Consider the following 22,269-nt stretch of genomic DNA (forward strand, 5'->3'; position numbering starts at 1 on the left):
CAACGATGTCATGGATGCCCTGCCCTGCGGCCCACGGGCCGCAGGGCGGCGGGTCAGCGCAGTCCGGCGAAGAGGTCGTTCTCCGGTACGGCCGCGCCGGTGGTGTCCCGGACGCGTACGAAGGTCTCCACGCCCATCAGCTCGCCGAACCTCTCCTTGCCCATCCCGAGGAAGAAGATGTTCTCGCCCTGGCTGGCGTGGGCGGCCAGGGCGTCGAACTTCTGGCCGCTGAAGGCGGTGGTGTCCACCCAGGTGGTGATCTCTTCGTCGGGGAGGCCGATCTCGGCCATCGCCGCGGCCTCGGCGGGGTCGGGCTCCGGCATGTCCGGCTGGAACTCGCGCATGATCTCGCCGAACCGCCGCATCATCGAGCGGGGCGCCGTGGTCCAGTACACCTTCGGCGCCGGCGTCGTCATCTCCAGGGCCGCCATGGTGATGCGGTGGGCCTGGATGTGGTCGGGGTGGCCGTAGAAGCCGTTCTCGTCGTAGGTGACGACCACGTCGGGCCGGTAGTGCCGCATGAGTTCCGCGAGGCGGGCGGCGCCTTCCTCCACCGGGGTACGCCAGAAGGAACCGGGGGCGTCGTTGCTCGGCCAGCCCATCATTCCGGAGTCGGCGTAGTCCAGCGTCTCCAGATCGCTGATCTTCAGGACGTCACGGCTCTCCTCGAGTTCCCGCCGGCGCATCAGGGCGACGGCCGCCGGATCGTGCCCGGGATCCCCCGGCTTGACGCCTCCCGGTCCGTCACCGCAACCGCCGTCGGTACATGTCACGAGGACCGTGCGGATGCCCTCCGCCGCGTACCGCGCCAGGACCCCGCCGGTGCTCGTGGCCTCGTCGTCGGGGTGGGCGTGCACGGCCATGAGCGTCAAGGGTCGGTCGGTCATGAGAGGGTCCTCCTGCTGGGATACGTCATGCTCCGGACACGGCGGGCGCGGATGCGGCGCCGGTCCCTTGGCCGATGCAACAGCGTGTGACGGCTCACCTGTTCCCGGCCCGCCGCCGCAGGCTACCGCCACGGGCCGTCGTCGGCCGGGCGGGCGGTGTTCAGCTCGGCGCCATCGGACGGTCGGCGCGGGTGAGCAGCATGCGCACTGATCGCCATCCGTCACCCGGTCCGTGGAGCCCAGATGAGCACAGAGGAACAGAGCAGTGGTCGCCGTCACCCGGACAGACGCGTGCTGTTGCGTGCGGCGGTGGCCGTACCGGCGGCCGGTGCCGCCGTCGCCGGTACGGCCGCCGTACCGGCACGGGCGGCGGACGCGGCCGGCTCGTCCGGCGGCCGCTTCGATGCCGACAGTCCGCGGTTCGCCCTGGCGGTGCTGCCCGACACCCAGTACCTGTTCGACGCCGACAGCGCCGATCCGGCTCCGCTGCGGGCGACGTTCCGCCACCTCGTCACCGAGCGGGCCGCGGCCAACATCGCGTTCATGACGCACCTCGGCGACGTCACCGAGCACGGCACCGAGGCCGAGATCGACCTCGCGGCCGACACCTTCCGCGTCCTGCACGGCCGCGTCCCGTACAGCGTTCTGGCGGGCAACCACGACATCCGCTCGTCCACGGACGACCAGCGGGGCGACTCCGCCTACCTCTCCGCCTTCGGGCCGGACCGCTACCGGTCCATGCCGACGTTCGGCGGAGCCTCGCCCGACGGCTACAACAGCTACCACGTCCTGCGGGCCGGCGGGCGGCAGTGGCTCGTCCTCGCCCTGGACTGGCGGGTCTCCGACCAGGGGCTGGCGTGGGCGCAGGGGGTGCTCGACCGGCACCCGACCCTGCCGGCGGTGCTGACCACGCACGACATCGCCTGGTCCGGGGACGACGGCGAGGCCCGGCTGTCCGACCACGGCCAACGCCTGTGGGACGGCCTGATCAAGGGGAACGACCAGGTCTTCCTGGCGCTGGGCGGGCACTACTGGCCGCCCGGCCGCACCGTACTGACCAACGACGCCGGGCACGACGTCCACGTCCACATCACCAACTACCAGGACCGCTACTACGGCGGCGCGGGCATGATCCGCACCTACGGCTTCGACCTGGTGCGCGGTGTCGTCGACGTGGAGACGTTCTCGCCCTGGTTCCTCGCCCGGGACCCCGCGGCGCGCTCCCCGCTGGCGGCCGAGACGCTGGAGCTCACCGGCCCCGCCGACCGGTTCACGCTCGACATCGACTTCGACGAGCGGTTCGCCGGTTTCGCCCCCGTGCCCGCGCCGAAGCCCCGGCCGGCCCGGGCCGTGATGCCCCGCGGCACCCTCGCCTACTGGCGCTTCGACGCCTCGGGAACCGGCGCGGCCCAGCGGCCGGGTGCGCCCCTGCCCGACGGCACGGTGGTCAAGGACCTCACCGGCCGGGGGAACGACCTGACGGTGCGCCGGCTGCACGCCTCCGGCGCCGAGGCGCTCACCTGGTCGCGGGAGCACCACCGCGGCCAGCCCGCGCACGCCAGCCTCCGCTTCGACGGCGGTCAGGGCCCCGACCGCGGTGCCGTCCTCACCACCGCGGACGGGGCGGCCCTGAACAGCGAGAAGTTCCCGCGCGGATACACCATCGAGACCTTCGTCCGGCTGCCCGAGCCGTTCGAGGGCAACCACGACTGGATGGGCATCCTCAGCTGGGAGGGCCGCAACGGCGACGCGGGCAAGACGACCGGCTGGTCCCCGCTGGAGCCGACGTGCAGCCTCAACCTCTCCCCCGAGCGGTTCCTCCAGTTCGTGGTCTACCCGCACCGCCAGGACGCCGACCCCACCTCCTGGAGCCATGCGGTGCCGGTCGGGCGCTGGATGCACATCGCCGTCGTCAACGACGGCCGCCGCACGGTGATGTACGTGGACGGCTCGAGGATCGCGCGCAATCCGACGCAGCCGTCGACCGGCATAGCGACCCTCGGCAAGCCCTTCGTCCTGGGCGGCACGCAGTTCGACGAGCGGTTCGGGCAGGGCTTCTACGGCTGGATGGGCGACACGCGGATCGTGGGGCGGCCGCTGCCGGTGCGGGAGTTCCTCACTCCCCCCGGCTGAGCTGCTCCACGGCGGCTCCGGTGGGGTCGTCCGGGCCCGGCGTGAGGGGCACGGGTCCCAGGGACTCGCCCTCCCAGAGCAGCGCCCGCCAGCCCTGCTCGGGCGAGCCGGAGAGGATGACGATCCCGGTGTTCGCCAAGGGGTGCTGCTTGGCGTAGTCGACGTCCACGTTGTCGGCGCGCGCCGCCACCCACATGCGGATCGCGGCGCCGTGGCTGACCAGTGCCACGGTGTCCGCACCGGTCGCGTGGGCCTCGGCCACCACGGCGTCGAAACGGGCGAGTGCCTCCACCCCGTTCTCGCCCCCGGGCATGCGCGCCCGGACGTCCCCCGCGGACCAGGCGAACGCGGTGTGCATGTAGGTGCGCGCCGCGTCGTCGTCGCCGCGCATCTCCAGATCGCCGGCGGTCAGCTCCCGGATCCCGGCCCGGACCCGGACCTCCAGTCCGGTCGCCGAGGCCAGCGGGGCGGCGGTCAGCTGCGTGCGGACCAGCGTCGACGCGTACAGTGCGCCGATCTTCTCCGACGCCAGGGCCTCGGGCAGCGCCGCCGCCTGTTCCTGGCCGAGGGCGGTCAGACCGGGGCCCGGCTCGGCCGTGTCCAGGAGGTGCTTGAGGTTGGACGGGGTCTGGCCGTGCCTGATGAGCAGGAGACGCATGCGACGGGGACTTTCTGCGGGACGACGGAACGACGGGCATCTCCACTCTGCCACGCGCCACGGATGTCCCGGGTCTCACCAGTCGTGCACCGTGCCGTCCGCGAGACGGTTCACGGGCAGGTAGGCGGGCTCGTAGGGGAAACGGGCCGCGGCCCCGTCGTCGAGTTCGACGCCGAGGCCGGGGGCCTCGCCGGGATGCAGGAGGCCGTCCTCGAAGCGGTAGGAGGTGCGGAACACCTCGAGGGTGGCCGGGGCGTGGCGCATGTACTCCTGGATGCCGAAGTTGTGCACGGCGAGGTCGAGGTGGAGGGCGGCCGCCATGCCCACGGGCGAGATGTCGGTCGGACCGTGCATGCCGGACTTGATGCCGTACACGGCGGCCATGTCGAGCAGTTTGCGTACGGCGGTGATGCCGCCGGCGTGGGTCACCGCCGAGCGGACGTAGTCGATCAGCCGTTCCTGGAGCAGCGTGGTGTAGTCGTGGACGGAGTTGAAGACCTCCCCGATCGCCAGCGGCGTGGTGGTGTGCTGCCGGATCAGCCGCAGTGCCCCCTGGTCCTCTCCCGGGGTCGCGTCCTCCAGCCAGAAGAGGTCGTAGGGTTCGAGTTCCTTGCCGAGCCGCGCCGCCTGGATGGGCGTCATGCGGTGGTGGCCGTCGTGCAGCAGTGGGAGTTCGGGGCCGAAGGTGTGCCGTACGGCTTCGAAGACCGTGGGCATGTGGCGCAGGTAGGCGCGGGTGTCCCAGGTCTCCTCGGTGGGGCGCGGGTGCGTGGCGCCGGTGCGGCGGGCTGGTTCGTAGTCGTAGCGGTCCCCGTCGCCGGCGGCGGAGGCGGCGACGCCGTACACGGAGTCCAGACCGGGGATGCCGCTCTGGATGCGGACGGCCCGGAAGCCGTCCGCCAGGTGTTCGCGCACCGAGTCGAGCAGTTCGGGTATGTCCCGGCCCGAGGCGTGACCGTAGGCCAGGGCGCCCGTGCGGCAGGCGCCGCCGAGGAGTTGGTACACCGGCATGCCCGCCGCCTTGCCCTTGATGTCCCACAGCGCCATGTCCACCGCGGCGACGGCCGCCATGGTGACCGGGCCGCGGCGCCAGTAGGCGCCCCGGTACAGGTACTGCCAGGTGTCCTCGACGGCGTGCGCGTCCCGCCCGAGCAGCAGCGGGGCCACGTGCTCGCGCAGGTAGGCCTCGACGGCCAGTTCGCGCCCGTTGAGGGTGGCGTCGCCGAGGCCGGTGAGCCCGTCCTCGGTGGTGATGCGCAGGGTGACGAAGTTGCGTCCCGGGCTGGTGACGACGACGTCGGCGGCGGTGATCTTCACAGGGTCGTTCCTCCTCGGCGACGCGCGCCCGGTGGTCAGGCCGGTGCCGGGGTCACGCCGGGTCGACGCGGGAAACCGTACCCCCGATGGCGAGGACGTACAGCTCCCCGTCTCCGTCCTGGGCGAAGGACACGACCTCGCCGCCGTTCACCCCGAGGTCGTGCTCGCCGGTCACCCGGCCGTCCTCGATCTCCAGGGAGCGCAGTGTGCCGTCGCAGTAGTCGCTGTAGACGTACTGTCCCGCGAGGCCGGGAATGGCCCCGCCCCGGTACACGTAGCCGCCGGTGACGGAGCAGCCGAGGCCGGTGCGGTCGTACTCGTGGATCGGCGGGACGTGGTTCGCGGGCTCGGTGCCGCCGCGGAAGGGGTGCGTGCCCTCCATCTGCGACCAGCCGTAGTTCTCGCCGCCCGGGCTGCTCGCGGGCGCCCAGTCGATCTCCTCCCAGTCGCTCTGGCCGACATCGCCGATGAGCAGGTCGCCCGAGGCGGCGTCGAAGGAGAACCGCCAGGGGTTGCGCAGCCCGTACGACCAGATCTCGCCCCTGGCGTCCGGGTCGCCGACGAAGGGGTTGTCCTCCGGGATCGCGTACGGGTCGCCGCCCTGCGGGTCGATCCGCAGCAGCTTGCCCAGCAGGGTGTCGAGCTTCTGGCCGTTGCCCTGGGGGTCGCCGCCGCCCCCTCCGTCGCCGAGCGCGATGTAGAGGTGGCCGTCGGGGCCGAACGCGATGGCGCCGCCGTTGTGGTTGGACTCGGGCTGCTCCTGGGTCAGCACGGTGCGCCGGGTGTTCTCCAGGACCGCACCGTCCTGGACGGTGAACTCGTCGACGGTGCTGGTGCCCTCGAGGTCGGTGTAGGAGACGTAGAGGTGCGCGAACTGCTCGTCGAAGGCCAGGCCGAGCAGGCCGCGTTCGCCGTCGGTGGTGGTCTCGTCGGAGATGTCGAGCACGGGTTCGCCGAGTCCGTCGTCGCCGAGGACCCGGACGGTGCCGGCGCGTTCGGCGATCCAGACCGTGTCCTGCGGGCCCGCGGCACCGGCCGTCGGGTTCTGGGCCCGGGCCACCTCGGTCAGCGAGACCTGCGCCGCGGATCCGGGTGCGCGGGACTCGTCGGCGGACGCCGTGGCCAGGGCCAGGGATCCGGCGAGACCCAGTGTTGCGACGATCGCCGACATTCTGGTGCGCGTGTTCACCATGGCCTCCCGGAGGCGGTGAGTGGGGGGAGTGCACCTGACTGCCCGGTCCGGACCTGGGGTCGTCCGGGCCGGCCGACGACTGGGGTGGGGGGTGTCGCCGGCCACCGCCGAGAATAGGGGGTCGGGCGTTTCAGGCCTAGACCAATACGCGCTACTTCTGGCCGACTCCCGGCGGTCCGTCCAGGACCGTGGGGACGTACTCCAGCAGCTGGAGCCGGCCGTCGAAGGTGCGGCTCCCGACGAGGTCGAGGGTGACGTCCGGGTACTGGTCGAAGATCCTTTCCCTGCCCGTCGCCCCGGTGATGACCGGGAAGACGACCACCCGGAAGCGGTCGACCAGACCGGCCCGGAGCAGTGAGCGGCACAGGGTGAGGCTCCCCAGGGTGCGCAGGGGCCGCGTCCCGTGCCGTTTCATGTCCCGCACGGCCGGGACCGGGTCCCCCTGGACCAGTTCCGTGTTGTCCCAGGACAGCGGGGTCCGGAGGGTCGAGGAGAACACCACCTTGGGCATCGCGGTGATCCCCTCGAAGCCGGGATCGTCGGGCATCTCGCGGGCGAAGCCGGACATCAACCGGTACGTCGTGGCCCCCATGAGGCTCGTGTGCTGCTTCTCGGCGTCCCCGTCGAGCCAGGCCAGGTACTCGGGGCCCTCCATGCCCCAGAAGCCGGGCCAGCCGTCCGCGGCCGCGTATCCGTCGAGCGAGATGATGAAGTCGACCATGAGACTTGCCATCGGTCCGTTCCTCCCTGCGGTGGGTCTGCCGGGTCTGCCTACCGGATACGACCGCCGTCCGGCCCGAAAGTCATCGCCGAAAAGGATTGGACGGGCCGAGCGCCGCACTTGTAGCCTGCAGCCGACCGTGACACCGCCCGAGGAGGTGAGACCCATGAACGCTGTATCGACGTGGGTGCTCCCCCTTCCCGTCATGGCCGGCGACTGACACAGGTGTCGCCGGGAGCGCCTCGATAACAAGGCACTCCCGAAAGGCAACACCCATGAACTCTGGGCAGTTCACCGCCGAGCCGTCGTCCGAGGACACGGCCGAGCACGACTTCGACGTGATCATCGCCGGCTGCGGTCCGACCGGCGCGATGCTGGCCGCCGAGCTGCGGCTGCACGATGTGCGGGTACTCGTTCTGGAGAAGGAGACCGAGCCCGCGTCGTTCGTCCGGATCGTCGCCCTGCACATGCGCAGCATCGAGCTGATGGCCATGCGCGGACTGCTGGACCGCCTCCTGCGGCACGGCAGGCAGCGCCCCGTCGGCGGAGTCTTCGCCGCCATCCCCAAGCCCGCGCCCGAGGACCTGGATTCCGAGTACGCCTATCTGCTGGGCATCCCGCAGCCGGTCGTCGTCCGGCTCCTCGAGGAACACGCGGTCGGCCTGGGCGCGCGGGTCCTGCACGGGGGCGCGGTCGCCGGTTTCGAGCAGGACGGCGAGGGGGTGACCGTGGAGTTGGCCGACGGGCGACGGCTGCGTTCGCGCTATCTCGTCGGCTGCGACGGCGGCCGCAGCACGGTGCGCAAACTGCTGGGCGTCCCCTTTCCCGGCGAGCCCTCGCGGAACGCGACACTGATGGGCGAGATGGAAGTCGGGGTGCCCCCGGAGGAGGTCTCCGCCGGGGTGGCCCGAGTCCGTGACACCCAGCAGCGGTTCTGGCTGCGGCCCTTCGGCGCGGGGGTCTACAGCGTCGTGGTCCCCGCCGCGGAGGTCGGTGACCGCGCACAACCGCCCACCCTGGAGGACTTCCGGCGGCAGTTGCGCGCCGTCGCCGGAACCGACTTCGGCGTGCACTCGCCGCGCTGGCTGTCCAGCTTCGGCGATGCCACCCGGCTGGCCGAGCGCTACCGGGTCGGGCGGGTGCTGCTGGCCGGTGACGCGGCACACATCCATCCGCCCACCGGCGGGCAGGGACTCAACCTGGGCCTCCAGGACGCGTTCAACCTCGGCTGGAAGCTGGCCGCGCGGATCCGCGGCTGGGCGCCGGACACACTGCTGGACACCTACCAGGCCGAGCGCCGTCCGGTCGCCGAGGACGTACTGGACAACACCCGCGCCCAGATGGAACTGCTCTCCACCGAACCGGGCGCGCGGGCCGTGCGCCGGCTGCTCACCGAACTGATGGACTTCGACGAGGTGAACCGCCGGCTCATCGAGAAGGTCACCGCCACCGGCATCCGCTACGACTTCGGTGCGGGCCCCGACCTGCTCGGCCGCCGGATGCGGGACATCGGCATCGAGCAGGGCAGCCTCTACGGTCTGCTGCGTCGCGGACGCGGCCTGCTGCTGGACCGCACCGGACGCCTGACCGTCGGCGGCCGGTCGGACCGGGTCGATCAGCTCGCGGACCCCACCGCGGAGCTGGACGTACCGTGCGTCCTGCTGCGCCCGGACGGCCACGTCGCCTGGATCGGCGACGACCAGCGGGACCTTGACCAGCACCTCTCCCGCTGGTTCGGCGAGCCCACCGGCTGACCCGGCGGCCGACCCGACGGCTGCCCCGGCGGCCGACCCGACGGCTGCCCCGGCGGCCGACGGGCCGGCCGCTCAACGCGACGGCTGGACCTGGTCGAAGACGGCGAGGGCCGCGGCGGGATCCGGGCTCACGAGGCGTTCCAGACCCGCCGCCGTGATCTTCGCCCACCGTCCGGCCCGTGCCCACATCCGTTCCTCGAAGGCGCGGACGGCGTCGTCCGGATCCGCGCGGCCGTCGGCGAGGGACTCGGCGAGTTCGGCGCCATCCAGCAGCGCGAGGTTGGCGCCCGCCCCCAGGGGAGGCATCAGATGCGCGGCGTCGCCCAGGAGCGTCACTCCGGGAACGTGGGTCCAGGTGTGGGACACGGGCAGGACGTGCAGGGGTCGGTGGACGAACGCGGTGCCGCGGCGGAGGAGGTCGAGGACGGGAGCGGTCCAGCCGTCGAACAGCGTCAGCAGACGCGACCGCACGGCCTCCGCGTCCCCGAGGTCGAGGTGCGCGTGCCAGTCCAGTGGCGCGCGGAACTGGGCGTGCACCTTGACGTGGCCGCCGCTGTTGCGCTGGGCGACGACGGCCCGGTTCACGCCGTACACGGCCACCGAGCCGTCGCCGACCAGGGTGGCGAGGTCGGGGTGCCGGGTGTCGACGTCGTCCAGTGAGGTCTCGACCGAGGTGACGCCGGTGTAGTGCGGAGTCACCGGGGAGACCGCCGGGCGGGTGCGGGACCAGGCGCCGTCCGCGCCGATCACCAGGTCGAACGCCTCCTGGCGCCCGTCCTCGAAATGGACCAGTACACCGTCCCTGGCCCCCGGCACCACCTTCGTCACACCTCGGCCCCACCGGATGTCGAGCGGGCCGAGCAGCAGGTCACGGAGTTGCCCGCGGTCGATCTCCGGATTGGCCCGTTCCGCCGGATCCGGTCGCCAGTCGCGCAGTACGGCCCCGTCCGGGTCCAGGATGCGCATGGCCTGGCCCTCGGGCCGGGACAACGCCTGGAACTCGGCCAGCAGCCCCGCCTTGTCCATGGCGAGCTGGCCCAGCCCTTCGTGCAGGTCCAGGGCGCCGCCCGGGGGACGGGCGTCGGGGGCGGGGTCGCGTTCGAGGACGGCGACGTGACGGCCGTGGCGGTGCATGACACGGGCGAAGGCAAGTCCTGCGGGGCCGCCGCCGACCACCGCGATACGTTGTCTCATGTCGATACACTGTATTTTCCGTCTACGACGTAGCGCAACAGAACGGTGGGAGCATGACTGTCTGGGACCGGCCGGAGCCGCCGCACCGCCCCGTACCGCTCGACCGCGAGCGGATCGTCGCCGCCGCGGTCGCGCTCGCCGACGAGGGCGGCCTGACGGCGGTGTCGGTGCGCAAGGTGGCGGCCCGGCTGGACGCCGGGCCGATGCGGCTGTACGGATTCATCTCCACCAAGGACGAGTTGTTCGACCTCATGGTGGACGCGGTGTACGCCGAGATCCTCCCCGAGGAACGGGCCGGTGACTGGCGGGAGGCACTGCGCGTCCTGGCCCACCGGACCCGGCAGGCCGCGCTGCGCCACCCGTGGCTGGCCGACCTGCTCGGCGGCCGCCCGGCCCTGGGGCCCAACGGTCTCGCCGTGGCCGAGGCGACCCTGGCCGCGCTCGACGGCCTGGCCGACGTCGACACCGCCATGCGCGCCGTGGAGACGGTCAGTTCCTACTTCACCGGAGCCGTCCGGCGCGAGATCGCGGACCTGCGGGCGGAGCGCGCCACGGGCCTGTCCAAGCCCGAGTGGCAGCGCGCCCACGGCCCGCACCTGACCCGGATGCTGGCCACCGGCCGCTACCCGGCGCTGGCCAGGGCCGTGCACGACGGCACGCACGTGGATGCCGAGGAGTCCTTCGCGACCGGCCTGGACTGGGTCCTCGACGCCGTCGCCGTCAGACTCGCCCGGCCACCGGGGAGTTGAGGTCCGCGCCTGCTCACCGAGGGTGGCGGGCGCCGCGGGATTCCGCCACCCGGTCCCTGACCGGGTGCGTCCGAGAACGACGGCCGTCTCTCGGTGCCGCGTCGCCCTCCCGTGGGTACGGAACCGGTCAACAACGCCTCGACGAGAGACTGGACATGACTGGACACCAACCCGCTCACCGCCCGCCTCGGCGCGTCGGCGTCGTCGCCGAGTCCCTGCCCGGGGAGACGCGCGTCGCCGCGACACCTTCGACGGTTCGTCTGCTCCTCGGCCTCGGTTACGAGGTCGTCGTCGAGTCGGGAGCCGGCGCGGCCTCCGGCTTCGGCGACGAGGCCTACGCCGAGGCGGGGGCGAGCGTCGGCGAGGCCTGGGCCGCGGACGTCGTACTCAAGGTCAACGCGCCGACCGCCGACGAGACCGCCGCACTGCGCGAAGGTACGACGCTGGTGGCCCTTCTGGCACCGGCGCAGCGGCCCGAGCTGCTCGAGGCGCTCTCCGCGCGGGGCGTCACGGCGCTCGCCCTGGACGCGGTGCCGCGCATGTCGCGGGCGCAGTCGATGGACGTGCTCAGCTCCATGGCGAACATCGCCGGGTACCGGGCGGTGATCGAGGCGGCGCACGTCTTCGGCCGCTTCTTCACCGGGCAGGTCACCGCGGCGGGCAAGGTGCCGCCGGCGAAGGTCCTCGTCGCCGGGGCCGGGGTCGCGGGGCTCGCCGCCGTCGGGGCCGCCTCCAGCCTCGGTGCGATCGTCCGCGCCACCGACCCCCGGCCGGAAGTCGCGGACCAGGTGCGGTCCCTGGGCGGCGAGTACCTCGCGGTGGACGTGGCCCAGGAGGAGAGCGCCGACGGCTACGCGAAGGCGACGTCGGCCGACTACGACCGTGCCGCGGCCCGGCTCTACCACGAACAGGCCCGTGACGTGGACGTCGTCATCACCACCGCGCTGATCCCCGGACGGCCCGCCCCGCGCCTGCTGACCGCCGCCGACGTGGCGGCGATGCGGCCCGGCAGTGTCGTCGTCGACATGGCCGCCGCCCAGGGCGGCAACGTCGAGGGGACCGTCGCGGGCCGGACCGTGGTGACCGGCAACGGTGTGACCCTCATCGGCTACACGGACCTGGCGGCCCGGCTGCCCGCCCAGGCGTCGCAGCTGTTCGGCACCAACCTGGTCAACCTGCTCCGGCTGCTCACCCCGGGCAAGGACGGCCGGATCGTCATCGACTTCGACGACGTGGTGCAGCGGACCGTGACCGTGGTCCGCGCGGGCACGGTCACCTGGCCTCCGCCACCGGTCGCCGTGTCGGCGGCCCCGCCCGCCACCGCGCCCCCGGCGGCGGCGCCCGCCGCGCCGGTGGGCGGGAGACCGCGCCGGCTCACCCCGGCCGGGCGCTTCGGCCTGATCGGCCTCGGCATGCTGGCGACCTTCCTGCTGGTCGCCTTCGCACCGGCCCAACTGGCCCAGAACTTCACGGTGTTCGCGCTGGCGGTGGTCATCGGCTACTACGTGATCGGCAAGGTCCACCACTCCCTGCACACCCCGCTGATGTCGGTGACCAACGCCATCTCGGGGATCGTGGTGATCGGCGCCCTCGTGCAGATCGGGCACGAGAGCACGCTCGTCACCGTGCTGTCCTTCGTGGCGATCCTGCTGACGAGCGTGAACATATTCGGAGGTTTCGCCGTCACCCGCCGCATGCTGTCCATGTTCTCGAGAGGCGAGTCCCGATGACGTCCATGACCGCTTCCCGCGCCGCCGACCTGGTGGCGGCCCTGCTGTTCGTCCTGAGCCTCGCCGGTCTGTCCCAGCACCGCACGTCACGCGCCGGTGTCGTGTACGGCATCGCGGGGATGGCCCTCGCCCTCGCGGCCACCGTCGCGGTCTCGGCGCGGAGCGTGTCCGCCGGGCCCGTCGCGCTGATCCTGCTCGCCATGGTGATCGGCGCCGCGATCGGCCTGTGGCGGGCGCGGCGCGTGGAGATGACGCAGATGCCCGAGCTGATCGCGGTGCTGCACAGCTTCGTCGGTCTGGCGGCCGTCCTGGTCGGCTGGAACAGCTATCTCGAGGTCGAGGCGCACGGCTCGCGGGGCCGGATCGCCGCCGACCTGATCGGCATCCACCACGCCGAGGTGTTCATCGGCGTCTTCATCGGCGCGGTCACCTTCACCGGCTCCGTGGTCGCGTACCTGAAGCTGTCCGCGCGGATCAAGTCCCGGCCGCTGGCGCTGCCCGGCAAGAACGCCCTCAATCTGGGTGCGCTGGCCCTGTTCGCGGTGCTGACCGTCTGGTTCACCGTCAGCCCGGGCCTGCCCCTGATGGTGGCCGTCACGGTCCTGGCGCTCGCCCTGGGGTGGCACCTGGTGGCCTCCATCGGCGGCGGCGACATGCCCGTCGTCGTCTCGATGCTCAACAGCTACTCCGGCTGGGCCGCGGCGGCGGCCGGCTTCCTGCTCGACAACAACCTGCTCATCGTCACCGGTGCGCTGGTCGGATCCTCGGGTGCGTATCTGAGCTACATCATGTGCCAGGCGATGAACCGTTCCTTCCTCTCCGTCATCGCGGGCGGCTTCGGCATCGAGGCTCCTGCCGGCGGTGCGCAGGAGCAGGGCGAGCACCGTGAGGTACGGGCGCCCGAGGCGGCGGAACTGCTCGCACGGGCGCGGTCCGTGGTGATCACCCCCGGTTACGGCATGGCCGTGGCGCAGGCCCAGCACCCGGTCGCGGAGCTGACCCGGCGGCTGCGCGAGCGCGGCGTCGAGGTGCGCTTCGGCGTCCACCCCGTCGCGGGGCGACTGCCCGGGCACATGAACGTGCTGCTGGCCGAGGCCAAGGTGCCGTACGACATCGTCCTGGAGATGGACGAGATCAACGACGACTTCGCGGACACCTCGGTCGTGCTGGTCATCGGCGCGAACGACACGGTCAATCCCTCGGCGACCGACGACCCCGCCAGTCCGATCGCGGGCATGCCCGTGCTGCGGGTCTGGGAGGCGGAGCAGGTCGTCGTGTTCAAGCGCTCGATGGCCTCCGGCTACGCGGGCGTGCAGAACCCGCTCTTCTTCCGGGACAACACCAGCATGCTCTTCGGCGACGCCAAACAGAGCGTCGAGGCGATCCTGGAGGCCCTCGGAACCGGGACCGGACGAGACACTCGGGCCGCCGCGCAGGGGGCGACGGCGGTGCGGTGACGGCGGTGCCGGGCCCGTGGGCGCCGAGCGGAGTCCTCGCTCCTGGTCCGTCTCGAAGTCCGTCTCGAACGCCTGGGCGACGGCGAGGCTGTCAGTAGGGGGCGTGCTCGGCCTCCGGCCAGTCGAGCCGCGGGCGGGGACTCCCTCAGGACCCGTCCAGCCACTGGGCGAGCGCGGCCGCCTCGCTGTGGTCCACGTCCTTGGTGGCCGTGAGCAGGGTCACCTTGTCCCGGGCCGCCAGGTCGCGCAGGCGCTCCAGCGCGGCCTCGTGGTCGGAATCCTCGAGTTCGGCGAAGTAGCGGCGCCGGAACTCGTCGTAGCGCTGTGGATCGTGGTGGTACCAGCGCCGCAGATCGGCCGACGGTGCGACGTCGCGCAGCCACGCGTCCAGACCGGCCTTCTCCTTGCTCACACCGCGGGGCCACAGCCGGTCGACGAGGACTCGCTTGCCGTCCCGGGGCGTGGGACTTTCGTAGATTCTGCGGTATCCGACCCGTGCCGTCATGATCCACCTTCCGGGGAGGACGCGGGGCAGCGACTTCCGTTCAAGTGAACCGCCGCGGGCGGGCCCAAACACGGGGGCGTGCGGTGACGGCGGCGTCAGTCGTGCACGTACGGCCAGCCGGCCAGTCCCTCGGCCCCGGGAGGCTGCGCGACGGCCTTGTCCACGGAGTCGTGGAAGGAGTAGACCGCGCCCAGCCCGCCGAGCGCGAAGACGTGCAGGAGCCGCCGGTCCGGACAGGCGATCCGCATCGACCCGTGATGGGTCCGGATGAGCTTGGTCACGGCCACGATCATGCCGAGGCCCATGGAGTCGATGAAGGGCGTGTCGCACAGGTCCAGTACGAAGTGCCGGTGGCCCTCGGCGAGACGCCGGCCCACCTCGGCCCGGACGAGCGGCGCGAAGGCGATGTCGATCTCGTCGTCCGCCCGGACGACCGTCCAGCCGTTCGCCACATGACAGCCGACCTGCCCGTACGGCCCTGCGACGCCCTGCTCACTCACGTTCCGGTTCTCCCTGCGACCATGCCCGATTTGCCCGTCTCATCCAGGAAACGCGGTGGGGCCTCGATGCCGCAAGAGCCCGGTTTTCAGATGGTGAGCGAGAGCCCCTGGGACACCCGTTCCGCGGTGGCGAGCAGCGTCGTCACGGCGTCGTCGAGGCAGGCCGTGCGGTTGATGTCCACCGAGATGCCGAGCGATCCGATGGTGTCGCCCCGGCGGACGGGGACCGCGACACAGGCGGTGCCCAGGCGGTACTCCTCCAGGTCGGTCACGGCCGGGCCGCGCGGGGCGGCGTCGAGGCTCCGCAGCAGCTGGGCGCGGTAGGTGATGGTGCGCGGGGTGAGGTCGTTCAGCGCGTGGCGGGACAGGTAGTCGGCGCGGGCCTCGGCGTCCAGCTCGCGCAGCACGCTCTTGCCGAGCGCCGTGGCGTGTCCCGCGTCCTCGAAACCGACCCAGAGATCCACCCGGGGCGCCTTCGGGCCGTCCACGATCTCCGCGACCCTGATCTCACCCTCCTCGTAGAGGGTCAGGTACGCCGCGGCCGACAGGCCGTCCCGCAGCTCGGTGAGCGTGGGGCGGACCCTGCTGAGCGCCGTCTGGTCGCGGCTTCCCGCGTGCAGCGCGCCCAGCCTCTCCCCCAGGACGAACGTGCCGTCCTCGAGTTTGCGCACATAACCGTCGTGGACCATGGTGCGCAGCAGGTGGTAGGTGGTGCCCAGGGCCAGACCCGTCTCGCGCGCCAGCTGCTTGGCCGGTACGCCGCTCTCGTGGGCGCCCACCGCTTCCATCAGGCGAAAGGCTCGCTGCACCGAGGAGATGAGCGTGGGGCCCTCCTGACCGCTCACTCCTCCACCCTGCGCCCCACCGGAGGGGTCCGGCAACCGGGCTACGCCTTGATGCCGACCCCGGCCCACAGGCTGACCTGGGCGTCGGTGGGGGCGTCGGGACCGGCGGGGAGGTCCGGTCGCCAGCGGTGACCGACGGTGACGCCGGGGGCGAGGAGGTCGAGCCCGTCGAAGAAGCGGGCGACGTCCTTCTGCGAGCGGAACCGCACCGGCGTGCCCCCGCCGGTGTAGATGTCGGTGACCTTCTCCCAGGTGGGCGGGTCGAAGTCGGGCGTGCAGTGGCTCAGCGCGAGCGCGCTGCCCGCCGGGAGGGCCGCCATCAGCCGCTCGACGATGCCGTACGGGTCGGCGGCGTCGGTGATGAAGTGCATCAGCGCGTTCAGCGACAGGGCGACCGGCCGGGACAGGTCCAGCACCTCGGCCAGTTCGGGCGCGTTCAGCAGGGCGTCGGGGTCGTTGACGTCGGCCTCGATGTAGGTGGTGCGGCCCTGCGGGGTGCTGCGCATGAGGCGCTCGGCGTACTTCAGGACGAGCGGGTCGTTGTCAGCGTAGACCACCCGGGCCTCGGGGACCACGGACTGTGCCACCTGGTGCACGTTCGGCTCGGTGGGGATGCCCGTGCCGATGTCCAGCCACTGCCGGATGCCGTGCTCCTGTGCCAGTACCCGAGTGGCGCGGTGCATGAAGGCGCGGTTCTCGCGGGCACAGGTGAAGATGCCCGGGTAGGCCTCGGCGACCGCTTCGGCCGCCTGCTTGTCGACCGGGAAGTGGTCCTTGCCGCCGAGGTAGAAGTCGTACATGCGGGCCGAGTGCGGCCTGCTGGTGTCCAGGCCCCGCGCGCCCTGGGTGCTGCTCATTCCGTTCCCTTCCTGCGGCCGGCCGTCAGGTGGTCGGCCATGCCCTGCTTGACTCCTCGGACGAACGCGCCGATCTCCTCGCGCGTGTAGATGAGTGCGGGGCCGGCCGGGTCCGTCGACTGACGCACGGCGATGCGTCCGTCGGCGAGTTGCTTGGTCTCCACGCACTGGCCTCCGTTGGGGCCGCTCCACGGGCGCTCCCAGCCGCTTTCGCCGAGGTCGCGGGCGGGCATCCCGTTGTAGACGGGGACGTCGGTGGTGCTCATGAGTACTCCTTGCGCATACGGTTCAGGAGTGCCGTGCTGGCCCGGGTGGAGGTGAGCAGCGACATCCTGTTGTGCGCCTCCAGGTGCGCGACGACGTCGGCCCGTTCGTCCAGGTACATCGACGCGGAGAGGATCTCGCTGTAGACGACGTCGGGCAGCTCCGGCTCCTCGAACCGGAAGTAGGTGAAGGGGGCGCAGGCCCCGACGTGGGCGCCGACGGCGAAGGGCAGGATGTCGATGCTGACGTGCTCCAGCTCGGACGCCTCCAGGAGCCGGTCGATCTGCTCGCGCATCACTTCCGGACCGCCGACGACCCGGTGCAGGACCGCTTCCTCCATGACCACCCAGAGGGTGGGCGCGTTCTCCCGCTCCAGCAGGCTCTGCCGGCGCAGCCGCAGGCCGACGCGGCGCTCCAACTCCTCGTCGGAGCCGTTCGGAAAGCCCCCGCCCAGGACGCCGCGGGCGTAGGCGGGGGTCTGGAGCAGCCCGGTGACGTAGTGGGGTTCGTAGGTGCGCAGCGTGCCGGCGCCGGTCTCCAGACTCACGTACGCGGTGAACCAGTTGGGCAGCACGTCGCGGTAGGCGTGCCACCAGCCCGGTTTGTTGGCCTGCTCGGCGAGCGCGACGAACTCGTCGATCTCCTGCTGTCCGGTGCCGTAGGTCTGCAGGAGCTTCTCGACGTACAGGGGTTTGAGGGCGACTTCGGCCTTCTCCAGCCGGCGGATCGTCAGGGGTGTCACCCGCAGTGCCTTGGCGGCGTCGGCCAGTGAGGCACCCGCGCTCTGCCGCATGTCATGGAGCCGGCGCCCCAGGATCATGCGCAGCACCGTCGGGGCGCTGGTGCCCGCGCCGGACCGAGCTTCACTCACGCCCCACCTCCTGATGGGCTGTCACCGGCGCCATTGTGACAGCGACTTGATGACGACACCAGACTGAACGGGTCTTCCTGAAATTATCAGGGATCCGGTTGCAGGCTGAACTCGTCGGCGAGCATAGTTGCGGTCGTGAGCATCGCGCCCGTCCTCACTGGAAGGCGATCACCGTGACCCCCCACACGAGCCCTTCACCCGGACTGTTACCACCGGCGCGCCCCGACCTGGAACACTGGTTCGACCTTCCCTCGCTCCGAATCAGCGTGCGGACGGCGCGCGACACGGTCCGCCGGCAGCTTCGCGCCTGGCGGCTTCCCGGCGACGTGTGCACCGACGCGGTACTGCTCGTCTCGGAACTGGCGACCAACGCCGTGCTCCACTCCGGCAGCGACCGCATGCTGTGCGGCCTGTCGCTGACCTCGCACGAGCAGCTGCGGATCGAGATGCACGACGACGGGCGGACCTCGGCCGGCCCGGCCGGTTGCGGCTCCGGCCCGCAGGACGAGAGCGGCCGGGGGCTGTTGATCGTGCAGCAGCTGGCCGACTCGTGGGGGACGGCCCGTTCCGACCGCACCGGGGGCCACATCGTCTGGGCGGTTCTGCGGGTCGGACTCTGACCCCGCCGGGGCACCCCGCCTCTGAGTACGAGCTGAGTATGCGCGCTCATGTCCCGGCGCGTGGCGAGGACCACACTCCGAGGCATGACGAACCTTCCGCCCCCGGCCGAGGAGCTGCGGTTCCTGGACGCCGAGTTGCGGCAACTCGACCTGCGCCGCGCCGCCCTGCTGCGGCGCCGTGCGTGGCTGGTCCACACGCTGCAGGCGGCCGCCGCGCGGCAGCCCGCCCCCGGCCCCGGGACCGCGCCGGCGGGACCGCCCGCCGGCACCGGTGCCGGCGCACGCCGCCCGGAGGCGACCGCGCCCGGCGTGCAGAACGTGCTGCTGGTGCTCGGTGGCGTACTGCTGACGATCGCGGCGATCGCGTTCACCCTCGTCAGCTGGGGTCACCTGGGGATCGCGGGACGCGCTCTGGTGCTCGGTGCGCTGACCGTGGGGGCACTCGGTGTGCCGGTGGCCCTGCTGCGACGCGGGCTGAGGTCGACGGCCGAGGCCGTGGCGGCTCTCGGGACCGCCCTGACCGTCCTCGACGCCTACGCGCTCCACGAGGTGACGTTCCCCGGCACGGACGGTGTCGGGTACACGGCCACCGCGTCCGCCGTCCTCGCGGCGCTGTGGGCCGTGTACGGCGTTCGCCTCCGGCTCCGGCACCCCCTCCCGCTCGCCGTGGCGACCGCCCATCTGCCCCTGCTGCTGTGGGCGATCGCCGTCGGAGCGGGTCCGTACACGCTCACGGCGGTGGCGCTGGCGACCGCCGCCGGCGGCACCGCTGTCGCGCTGCGCGCCGCGCCGCTGCCGGTGCGGATCGTCGCCGTCACCGGCGCACTGGGTACGGGCGCCGCCGGTGTGCTGTCGGCGGGGTGGCTCTGCTGGAGCGCGTCCGGCCCGGGCCCGGCCGCTCGGGCGGCGGCGCTCCTGCTCGTGGCGGCGGCGCTCGCGCTGGTGGCCGGCCGCTTCGTTCCCCGGCCGGAGATCTCCATGGGCGCCGCCTTCGCGGCCGGCCTGTGCGTGGTCGCCGGGGCCGGTGGGGTGCTGCGGGTGACGGTGCCCGGCGACTGGACGGTGCCGGGGTGCCTGGGCTGCGCGATCGCCCTGCTGGCGGCGGAGCTGACGCCGCTCCACCGGCCCTTGCGGCAGGGGCTGGTGCGCGCCTCGGTGGCGGTTCAGGGCTTCGCGGTGCTGTGGACGCTCCCCCTGGTCGCCGGGTGCGTCCTCGGTCCGGCGGTCCGGGGTGCGCGGCCCTGGTCCGGTACGCCGCAGGATTTCCGGGACGCCGTGTTCGCGGGCCTGCCCCGGCCGCCGTACGCGGGCACCGCGCCGCTGGTCCTCGCCGTGGTGGCCGCGGTGCTGGTGGTGGCCGGACGCCGCACGGCACGGCGCCCGGCGGTCACGGTGGTGGCGATGGTCCTCGGCTGGGCGGCCGTCCTCGTCCTCCCGGTGGTGCTGCGACTGCCCTACGCGGCCGGTCTGGTGGCGCATGCGGTCGTGGTCGCGGCGGCCCTGTTCTTCGCGGCGTGGTCCGGCCGCGCGGACAAGCGGCTGTCGCCGCCGTCCCTGACGGCCCTCCTGCTGGCGCTCGTCACCTCGGTCGGCCTCGCCCTCGTCTCGCTGGCCTCCGAGCCCGCGACGATCGCCGTACTCGTGACGCTGACGGTCCTGTTCGCCGCCGCCGGGCTCCGCCCGGGGCCCGCGCCCTTCACGGCGCCCGCCGCCCTCTGCCACGCCACGGCCCTCGCCTGCGCGATCGGTGCGTCCGCGGGCTGGCCGCCGCACCACACGGCGCTGCTGGTCCTCGCCGTGCCCGCCGTCGCCGCCCTGATCGCGTCGCGGACGGGTGGGGCGCGCGTCACCGTACCGGTCGAGGCGGCGGGTGCGGCCGCGGGGCTGCTGGCGCTCGCGCTCGCCGCGCCGGAGCCGCCGATGCTGGCCCTGGTGCTCTCCCTCTGCGGTGCCGTCGCGGCGGCCACCGCGCTGCGCCCGGAGCGGCGGGCGGCCGGTTGGGCGGCGGCAGCGCTGTTCCTGCTGGCCACCTGGGTGCGCCTGGCGGCCTGGGACGTCGCCGCTCCGGAGGCCTACACCCTGCCGGTGACCGGACCCGTGCTGGTCGTCGGGCTTCTGCGCAGACGTCGTGATGCCGCGGTGTCGTCGTGGACGGCGTACGGCTCCGGGCTGGCCGTCACCCTGGTGCCGAGTCTGCTCGCCGCCTGGGACGACCGGCACTGGCTGCGTCCGCTGGCACTCGGCGTCGCCGCGCTCGTGGTGACGCTGGCGGGCGCCCGGCACCGGCTCCAGGCGCCACTGGTCCTCGGCCCGGCCGTGCTCGCGCTGGTGGCGCTGCACGAACTGGCCCCGTACCTCACCCAGGTCGTCGGCGCGCTCCCCCGCTGGGCTCCTCCCGCCCTCGCCGGTCTCGTGCTGCTGGTCCTCGGCGCCACCTACGAGCAACGGCTGCGGGACGCCCGGCGCCTGAGGGAGGCACTGGGGCGGCTCGGCTAGGGCCTGTTGGGCGGATCAGGTCGCAGGGCCGCCATGTGCACGAGCGAGGGGGCCTGGTGTCCAACCCGTGCAGCTTTGCGGTCGGGGTCATGGAACCCGGACGAGGCCACCCATCTTGCCGTGGGCCGCTGATCGACTTCGTGGTAACACGAAGTGATCCATTTCGAAAGGGCCGACTCATGGGTATCTTCAGCCGCCGCCAGACCGCCACCGTCGAGCAGCCGTCGGCCGCCGGGCAGGACCCGTTCGCCGCGCGGTCCGCGACGGCGGTCGCCACGCCCGACCCGGCCCTTCGCGCGCTGACGGGGCGATGGACCATCGACCGCCCGCACAGCCGGATCGGATTCTCCGTGCGGCACGCGATGGTCACCACGGTCCGCGGGGCGTTCACCGACTACGACAGCACGCTCCACTTCGACGGAGCCCGCCCCTCCGAGTCCCGGGCCGACCTCGTCATCCGGGTGGCCAGCGTCGACACCGGCGTGGAACAACGGGACGCCCACCTCGTCGGCAAGGACTTCTTCGACGCGCGGCGCCACCCGGAGATGATCTTCCGCTCCACCTCCACCACCCAGGAGTCCGCGGAGAGCTTCCGCATGACGGGGGACCTGACCATCCGGGGCACGACCCGCCCCGTCGAGCTCCAACTGGACTACCTCGGCTCGGTCGTGGACCCGTTCGGCTACGAGCGGGCGGGTTTCGACGGCACCACCACCATCGACCGCAGGGACTGGGGCCTGGTCTACAACCAGCGGCTCGAGGCGGGCGGCAGCATGGTGAGCGAGAAGGTCCGCCTGCAGTTCGACATCTCCGCGATCCGCTCCTCCTGAACCCTACGGCCGGGGCACGGCGCACGGGCGCAGGACCATGAGCGAGTCCTCCGGAGCCGCGACCATGGCGAAGGGGAACCGGTCGAGTTCGAGGCAGAGGGCGACATCGTCGGGGTGGACGCCCTGACGCACGCCCTGCGCCAGCTCGGTGGCGGCGCGCGACTCGGCGGCACGGCCGAGGAACCCGGCGGCGTCCGCACCGTGCCCGGTGGCCCGGCGCGCGATGTACTGGGCACACGCCAGGTCCTCGTCGGCCCGGCCGTCCTCGCCGGTGACCACGAACGTGACGCGCTCGGCGGCGCGTGCCCGCAGCACCCGGGCCGTCGCCTCCGCGACCACGAAACCGGCGCACAGCACCAGCGACGCGTCCCTGACCGCCAGGGCACCGACGGTCCCCGCCGTGGTCTTCTGCACGACGGTCCGTCCCGCGAGGTCGGCGGAGCGCAACAGGCCCGGCGAGTTGACCAGGTCGAAACCGGGCGTGAGCGGCCCGTCCTTGAGCGCGACCCGGTCCGGGTCGCGCTCCTTGAGGGCCAGGGCCTCGTCCAGAGACTCGGCGAGAACGATCTTTTCCGCCCCTCGGGCGAAAGCCCACGCGGCCACGGTGAACGCGCGCATGACGTCGACGACGACCGCCACGGCCGGGGCCTCGACCACCTCGGGTATGCCAACGAAACGAGTGTCCATTC

21 protein-coding genes are annotated in these 22,269 nt (G+C 72.5%); 8 read left to right on the forward strand and 13 right to left on the reverse strand.

Annotation, left to right across the window (positions count from 1 at the left end; all coding sequences use genetic code 11):
- Nucleotides 1-53: 53 nt before the first annotated feature.
- A complete protein-coding gene (locus Sru02f_RS21620; protein WP_109032381.1) occupies nucleotides 54-887 on the reverse strand; it encodes a PIG-L family deacetylase in 834 nt (277 codons plus the stop codon).
- Nucleotides 888-1,130: 243 nt separating this feature from the next.
- Here Sru02f_RS21620 and Sru02f_RS21625 point away from each other — a divergent pair, with 243 nt between their 5' ends.
- The gene (locus tag Sru02f_RS21625; RefSeq protein ID WP_109032380.1) at nucleotides 1,131-3,020 is read left to right on the forward strand and encodes a LamG-like jellyroll fold domain-containing protein; all 1,890 of its coding nucleotides are present in this window, start codon (nucleotides 1,131-1,133) and stop codon (nucleotides 3,018-3,020) included.
- Here the strand turns inward: Sru02f_RS21625 and Sru02f_RS21630 are convergent.
- The 4 genes from Sru02f_RS21630 to Sru02f_RS21645 form a co-directional block, all read right to left on the reverse strand.
- Nucleotides 3,004-3,678, reverse strand: a complete 675-nt coding sequence (locus Sru02f_RS21630; RefSeq protein ID WP_109032379.1) for a histidine phosphatase family protein — start codon at nucleotides 3,676-3,678, stop codon at nucleotides 3,004-3,006. The two genes, Sru02f_RS21625 and Sru02f_RS21630, sit on opposite strands and share 17 nt — an antisense overlap.
- Before the next feature lie 75 nt (nucleotides 3,679-3,753).
- Nucleotides 3,754-4,995 carry a D-mannonate dehydratase ManD gene (gene manD / locus Sru02f_RS21635; protein ID WP_109032378.1) on the reverse strand — a complete coding sequence of 414 codons (1,242 nt, stop codon included), beginning with the start codon at nucleotides 4,993-4,995 and terminating at the stop codon, nucleotides 3,754-3,756.
- Between the two features lie 52 nt (nucleotides 4,996-5,047).
- Nucleotides 5,048-6,184, reverse strand: a complete 1,137-nt coding sequence (locus Sru02f_RS21640) for a PQQ-dependent sugar dehydrogenase (protein WP_174855113.1) — start codon at nucleotides 6,182-6,184, stop codon at nucleotides 5,048-5,050.
- 154 nt (nucleotides 6,185-6,338) lie between these two features.
- The gene (locus Sru02f_RS21645; RefSeq protein ID WP_109032376.1) at nucleotides 6,339-6,920 is read right to left on the reverse strand and encodes a dihydrofolate reductase family protein; all 582 of its coding nucleotides are present in this window, start codon (nucleotides 6,918-6,920) and stop codon (nucleotides 6,339-6,341) included.
- Between the two features lie 263 nt (nucleotides 6,921-7,183).
- On the opposite strand from Sru02f_RS21645, the gene Sru02f_RS21650 reads away from it, so the two are divergent.
- Nucleotides 7,184-8,662 (forward strand): FAD-dependent monooxygenase, encoded by a 1,479-nt coding sequence (locus Sru02f_RS21650; RefSeq protein ID WP_109032375.1) that lies wholly within the window; start codon nucleotides 7,184-7,186, stop codon nucleotides 8,660-8,662.
- A gap of 72 nt (nucleotides 8,663-8,734) precedes the next feature.
- Here the strand turns inward: Sru02f_RS21650 and Sru02f_RS21655 are convergent, their stop codons facing one another.
- Nucleotides 8,735-9,856 carry an FAD-dependent oxidoreductase gene (locus Sru02f_RS21655; protein ID WP_109032374.1) on the reverse strand — a complete coding sequence of 374 codons (1,122 nt, stop codon included), beginning with the start codon at nucleotides 9,854-9,856 and terminating at the stop codon, nucleotides 8,735-8,737.
- A gap of 53 nt (nucleotides 9,857-9,909) precedes the next feature.
- Between Sru02f_RS21655 and Sru02f_RS21660 the strand changes: the two genes are divergently transcribed.
- The 3 genes from Sru02f_RS21660 to pntB all read left to right on the forward strand — a co-directional run bounded on the left by Sru02f_RS21660 (nucleotide 9,910) and on the right by pntB (nucleotide 13,792).
- Nucleotides 9,910-10,605, forward strand: coding sequence for a TetR/AcrR family transcriptional regulator (locus Sru02f_RS21660; protein ID WP_109032373.1), 696 nt, complete (start codon nucleotides 9,910-9,912; stop codon nucleotides 10,603-10,605).
- A gap of 155 nt (nucleotides 10,606-10,760) precedes the next feature.
- On the forward strand, nucleotides 10,761-12,335 hold the full coding sequence (locus tag Sru02f_RS21665; RefSeq protein WP_109032372.1) for a Re/Si-specific NAD(P)(+) transhydrogenase subunit alpha: 1,575 nt from the start codon (nucleotides 10,761-10,763) through the stop codon (nucleotides 12,333-12,335).
- Nucleotides 12,332-13,792: a Re/Si-specific NAD(P)(+) transhydrogenase subunit beta gene (gene pntB / locus Sru02f_RS21670; RefSeq protein ID WP_164278477.1), complete on the forward strand. Its 1,461-nt coding sequence runs from the start codon at nucleotides 12,332-12,334 to the stop codon at nucleotides 13,790-13,792. The genes Sru02f_RS21665 and pntB overlap by 4 nt, the downstream gene beginning before the upstream one ends.
- A 145-nt stretch (nucleotides 13,793-13,937) precedes the next feature.
- Here the strand turns inward: pntB and Sru02f_RS21675 are convergent, their stop codons facing one another.
- From Sru02f_RS21675 to Sru02f_RS21700, 6 genes are all read right to left on the reverse strand, one after another.
- Entirely contained in the window at nucleotides 13,938-14,297 is a 360-nt protein-coding gene (locus Sru02f_RS21675) for a DUF488 domain-containing protein (RefSeq protein WP_109032370.1), read from the reverse strand.
- Nucleotides 14,298-14,392: 95 nt separating this feature from the next.
- Nucleotides 14,393-14,797, reverse strand: coding sequence for an STAS domain-containing protein (locus tag Sru02f_RS21680; RefSeq protein ID WP_109032369.1), 405 nt, complete (start codon nucleotides 14,795-14,797; stop codon nucleotides 14,393-14,395).
- 86 nt (nucleotides 14,798-14,883) lie between these two features.
- The gene (locus Sru02f_RS21685) at nucleotides 14,884-15,642 is read right to left on the reverse strand and encodes an IclR family transcriptional regulator (RefSeq protein WP_167469566.1); all 759 of its coding nucleotides are present in this window, start codon (nucleotides 15,640-15,642) and stop codon (nucleotides 14,884-14,886) included.
- A 41-nt stretch (nucleotides 15,643-15,683) separates the two neighbouring features.
- Nucleotides 15,684-16,499, reverse strand: a complete 816-nt coding sequence (locus Sru02f_RS21690; RefSeq protein ID WP_109032367.1) for an SAM-dependent methyltransferase — start codon at nucleotides 16,497-16,499, stop codon at nucleotides 15,684-15,686.
- Nucleotides 16,496-16,765, reverse strand: coding sequence for a DUF397 domain-containing protein (locus Sru02f_RS21695; RefSeq protein WP_003971528.1), 270 nt, complete (start codon nucleotides 16,763-16,765; stop codon nucleotides 16,496-16,498). Before Sru02f_RS21695 ends, Sru02f_RS21690 begins: the two co-directional genes overlap by 4 nt.
- A complete protein-coding gene (locus Sru02f_RS21700) occupies nucleotides 16,762-17,634 on the reverse strand; it encodes a helix-turn-helix domain-containing protein (RefSeq protein WP_109032366.1) in 873 nt (290 codons plus the stop codon). Before Sru02f_RS21700 ends, Sru02f_RS21695 begins: the two co-directional genes overlap by 4 nt.
- Nucleotides 17,635-17,732: 98 nt before the next feature.
- Here Sru02f_RS21700 and Sru02f_RS21705 point away from each other — a divergent pair, with 98 nt between their 5' ends.
- From Sru02f_RS21705 to Sru02f_RS21715, 3 genes are all read left to right on the forward strand, one after another.
- Nucleotides 17,733-18,254, forward strand: coding sequence for an ATP-binding protein (locus tag Sru02f_RS21705; RefSeq protein ID WP_109032365.1), 522 nt, complete (start codon nucleotides 17,733-17,735; stop codon nucleotides 18,252-18,254).
- 84 nt (nucleotides 18,255-18,338) lie between these two features.
- The gene (locus tag Sru02f_RS21710; protein ID WP_373103511.1) at nucleotides 18,339-20,750 is read left to right on the forward strand and encodes an SCO7613 C-terminal domain-containing membrane protein; all 2,412 of its coding nucleotides are present in this window, start codon (nucleotides 18,339-18,341) and stop codon (nucleotides 20,748-20,750) included.
- Between the two features lie 179 nt (nucleotides 20,751-20,929).
- Nucleotides 20,930-21,580: a YceI family protein gene (locus tag Sru02f_RS21715; RefSeq protein ID WP_109032363.1), complete on the forward strand. Its 651-nt coding sequence runs from the start codon at nucleotides 20,930-20,932 to the stop codon at nucleotides 21,578-21,580.
- 3 nt (nucleotides 21,581-21,583) lie between these two features.
- On the opposite strand, the gene Sru02f_RS21720 is transcribed toward Sru02f_RS21715, so the two are convergent.
- Nucleotides 21,584-22,267 (reverse strand): 2-phosphosulfolactate phosphatase, encoded by a 684-nt coding sequence (locus Sru02f_RS21720; RefSeq protein WP_167469564.1) that lies wholly within the window; start codon nucleotides 22,265-22,267, stop codon nucleotides 21,584-21,586.
- Nucleotides 22,268-22,269 lie beyond the last annotated feature (2 nt).

Origin of the sequence: Streptomyces rubrogriseus (assembly GCF_027947575.1) — a bacterium.
GTDB lineage: Bacteria > Actinomycetota > Actinomycetes > Streptomycetales > Streptomycetaceae > Streptomyces > Streptomyces rubrogriseus.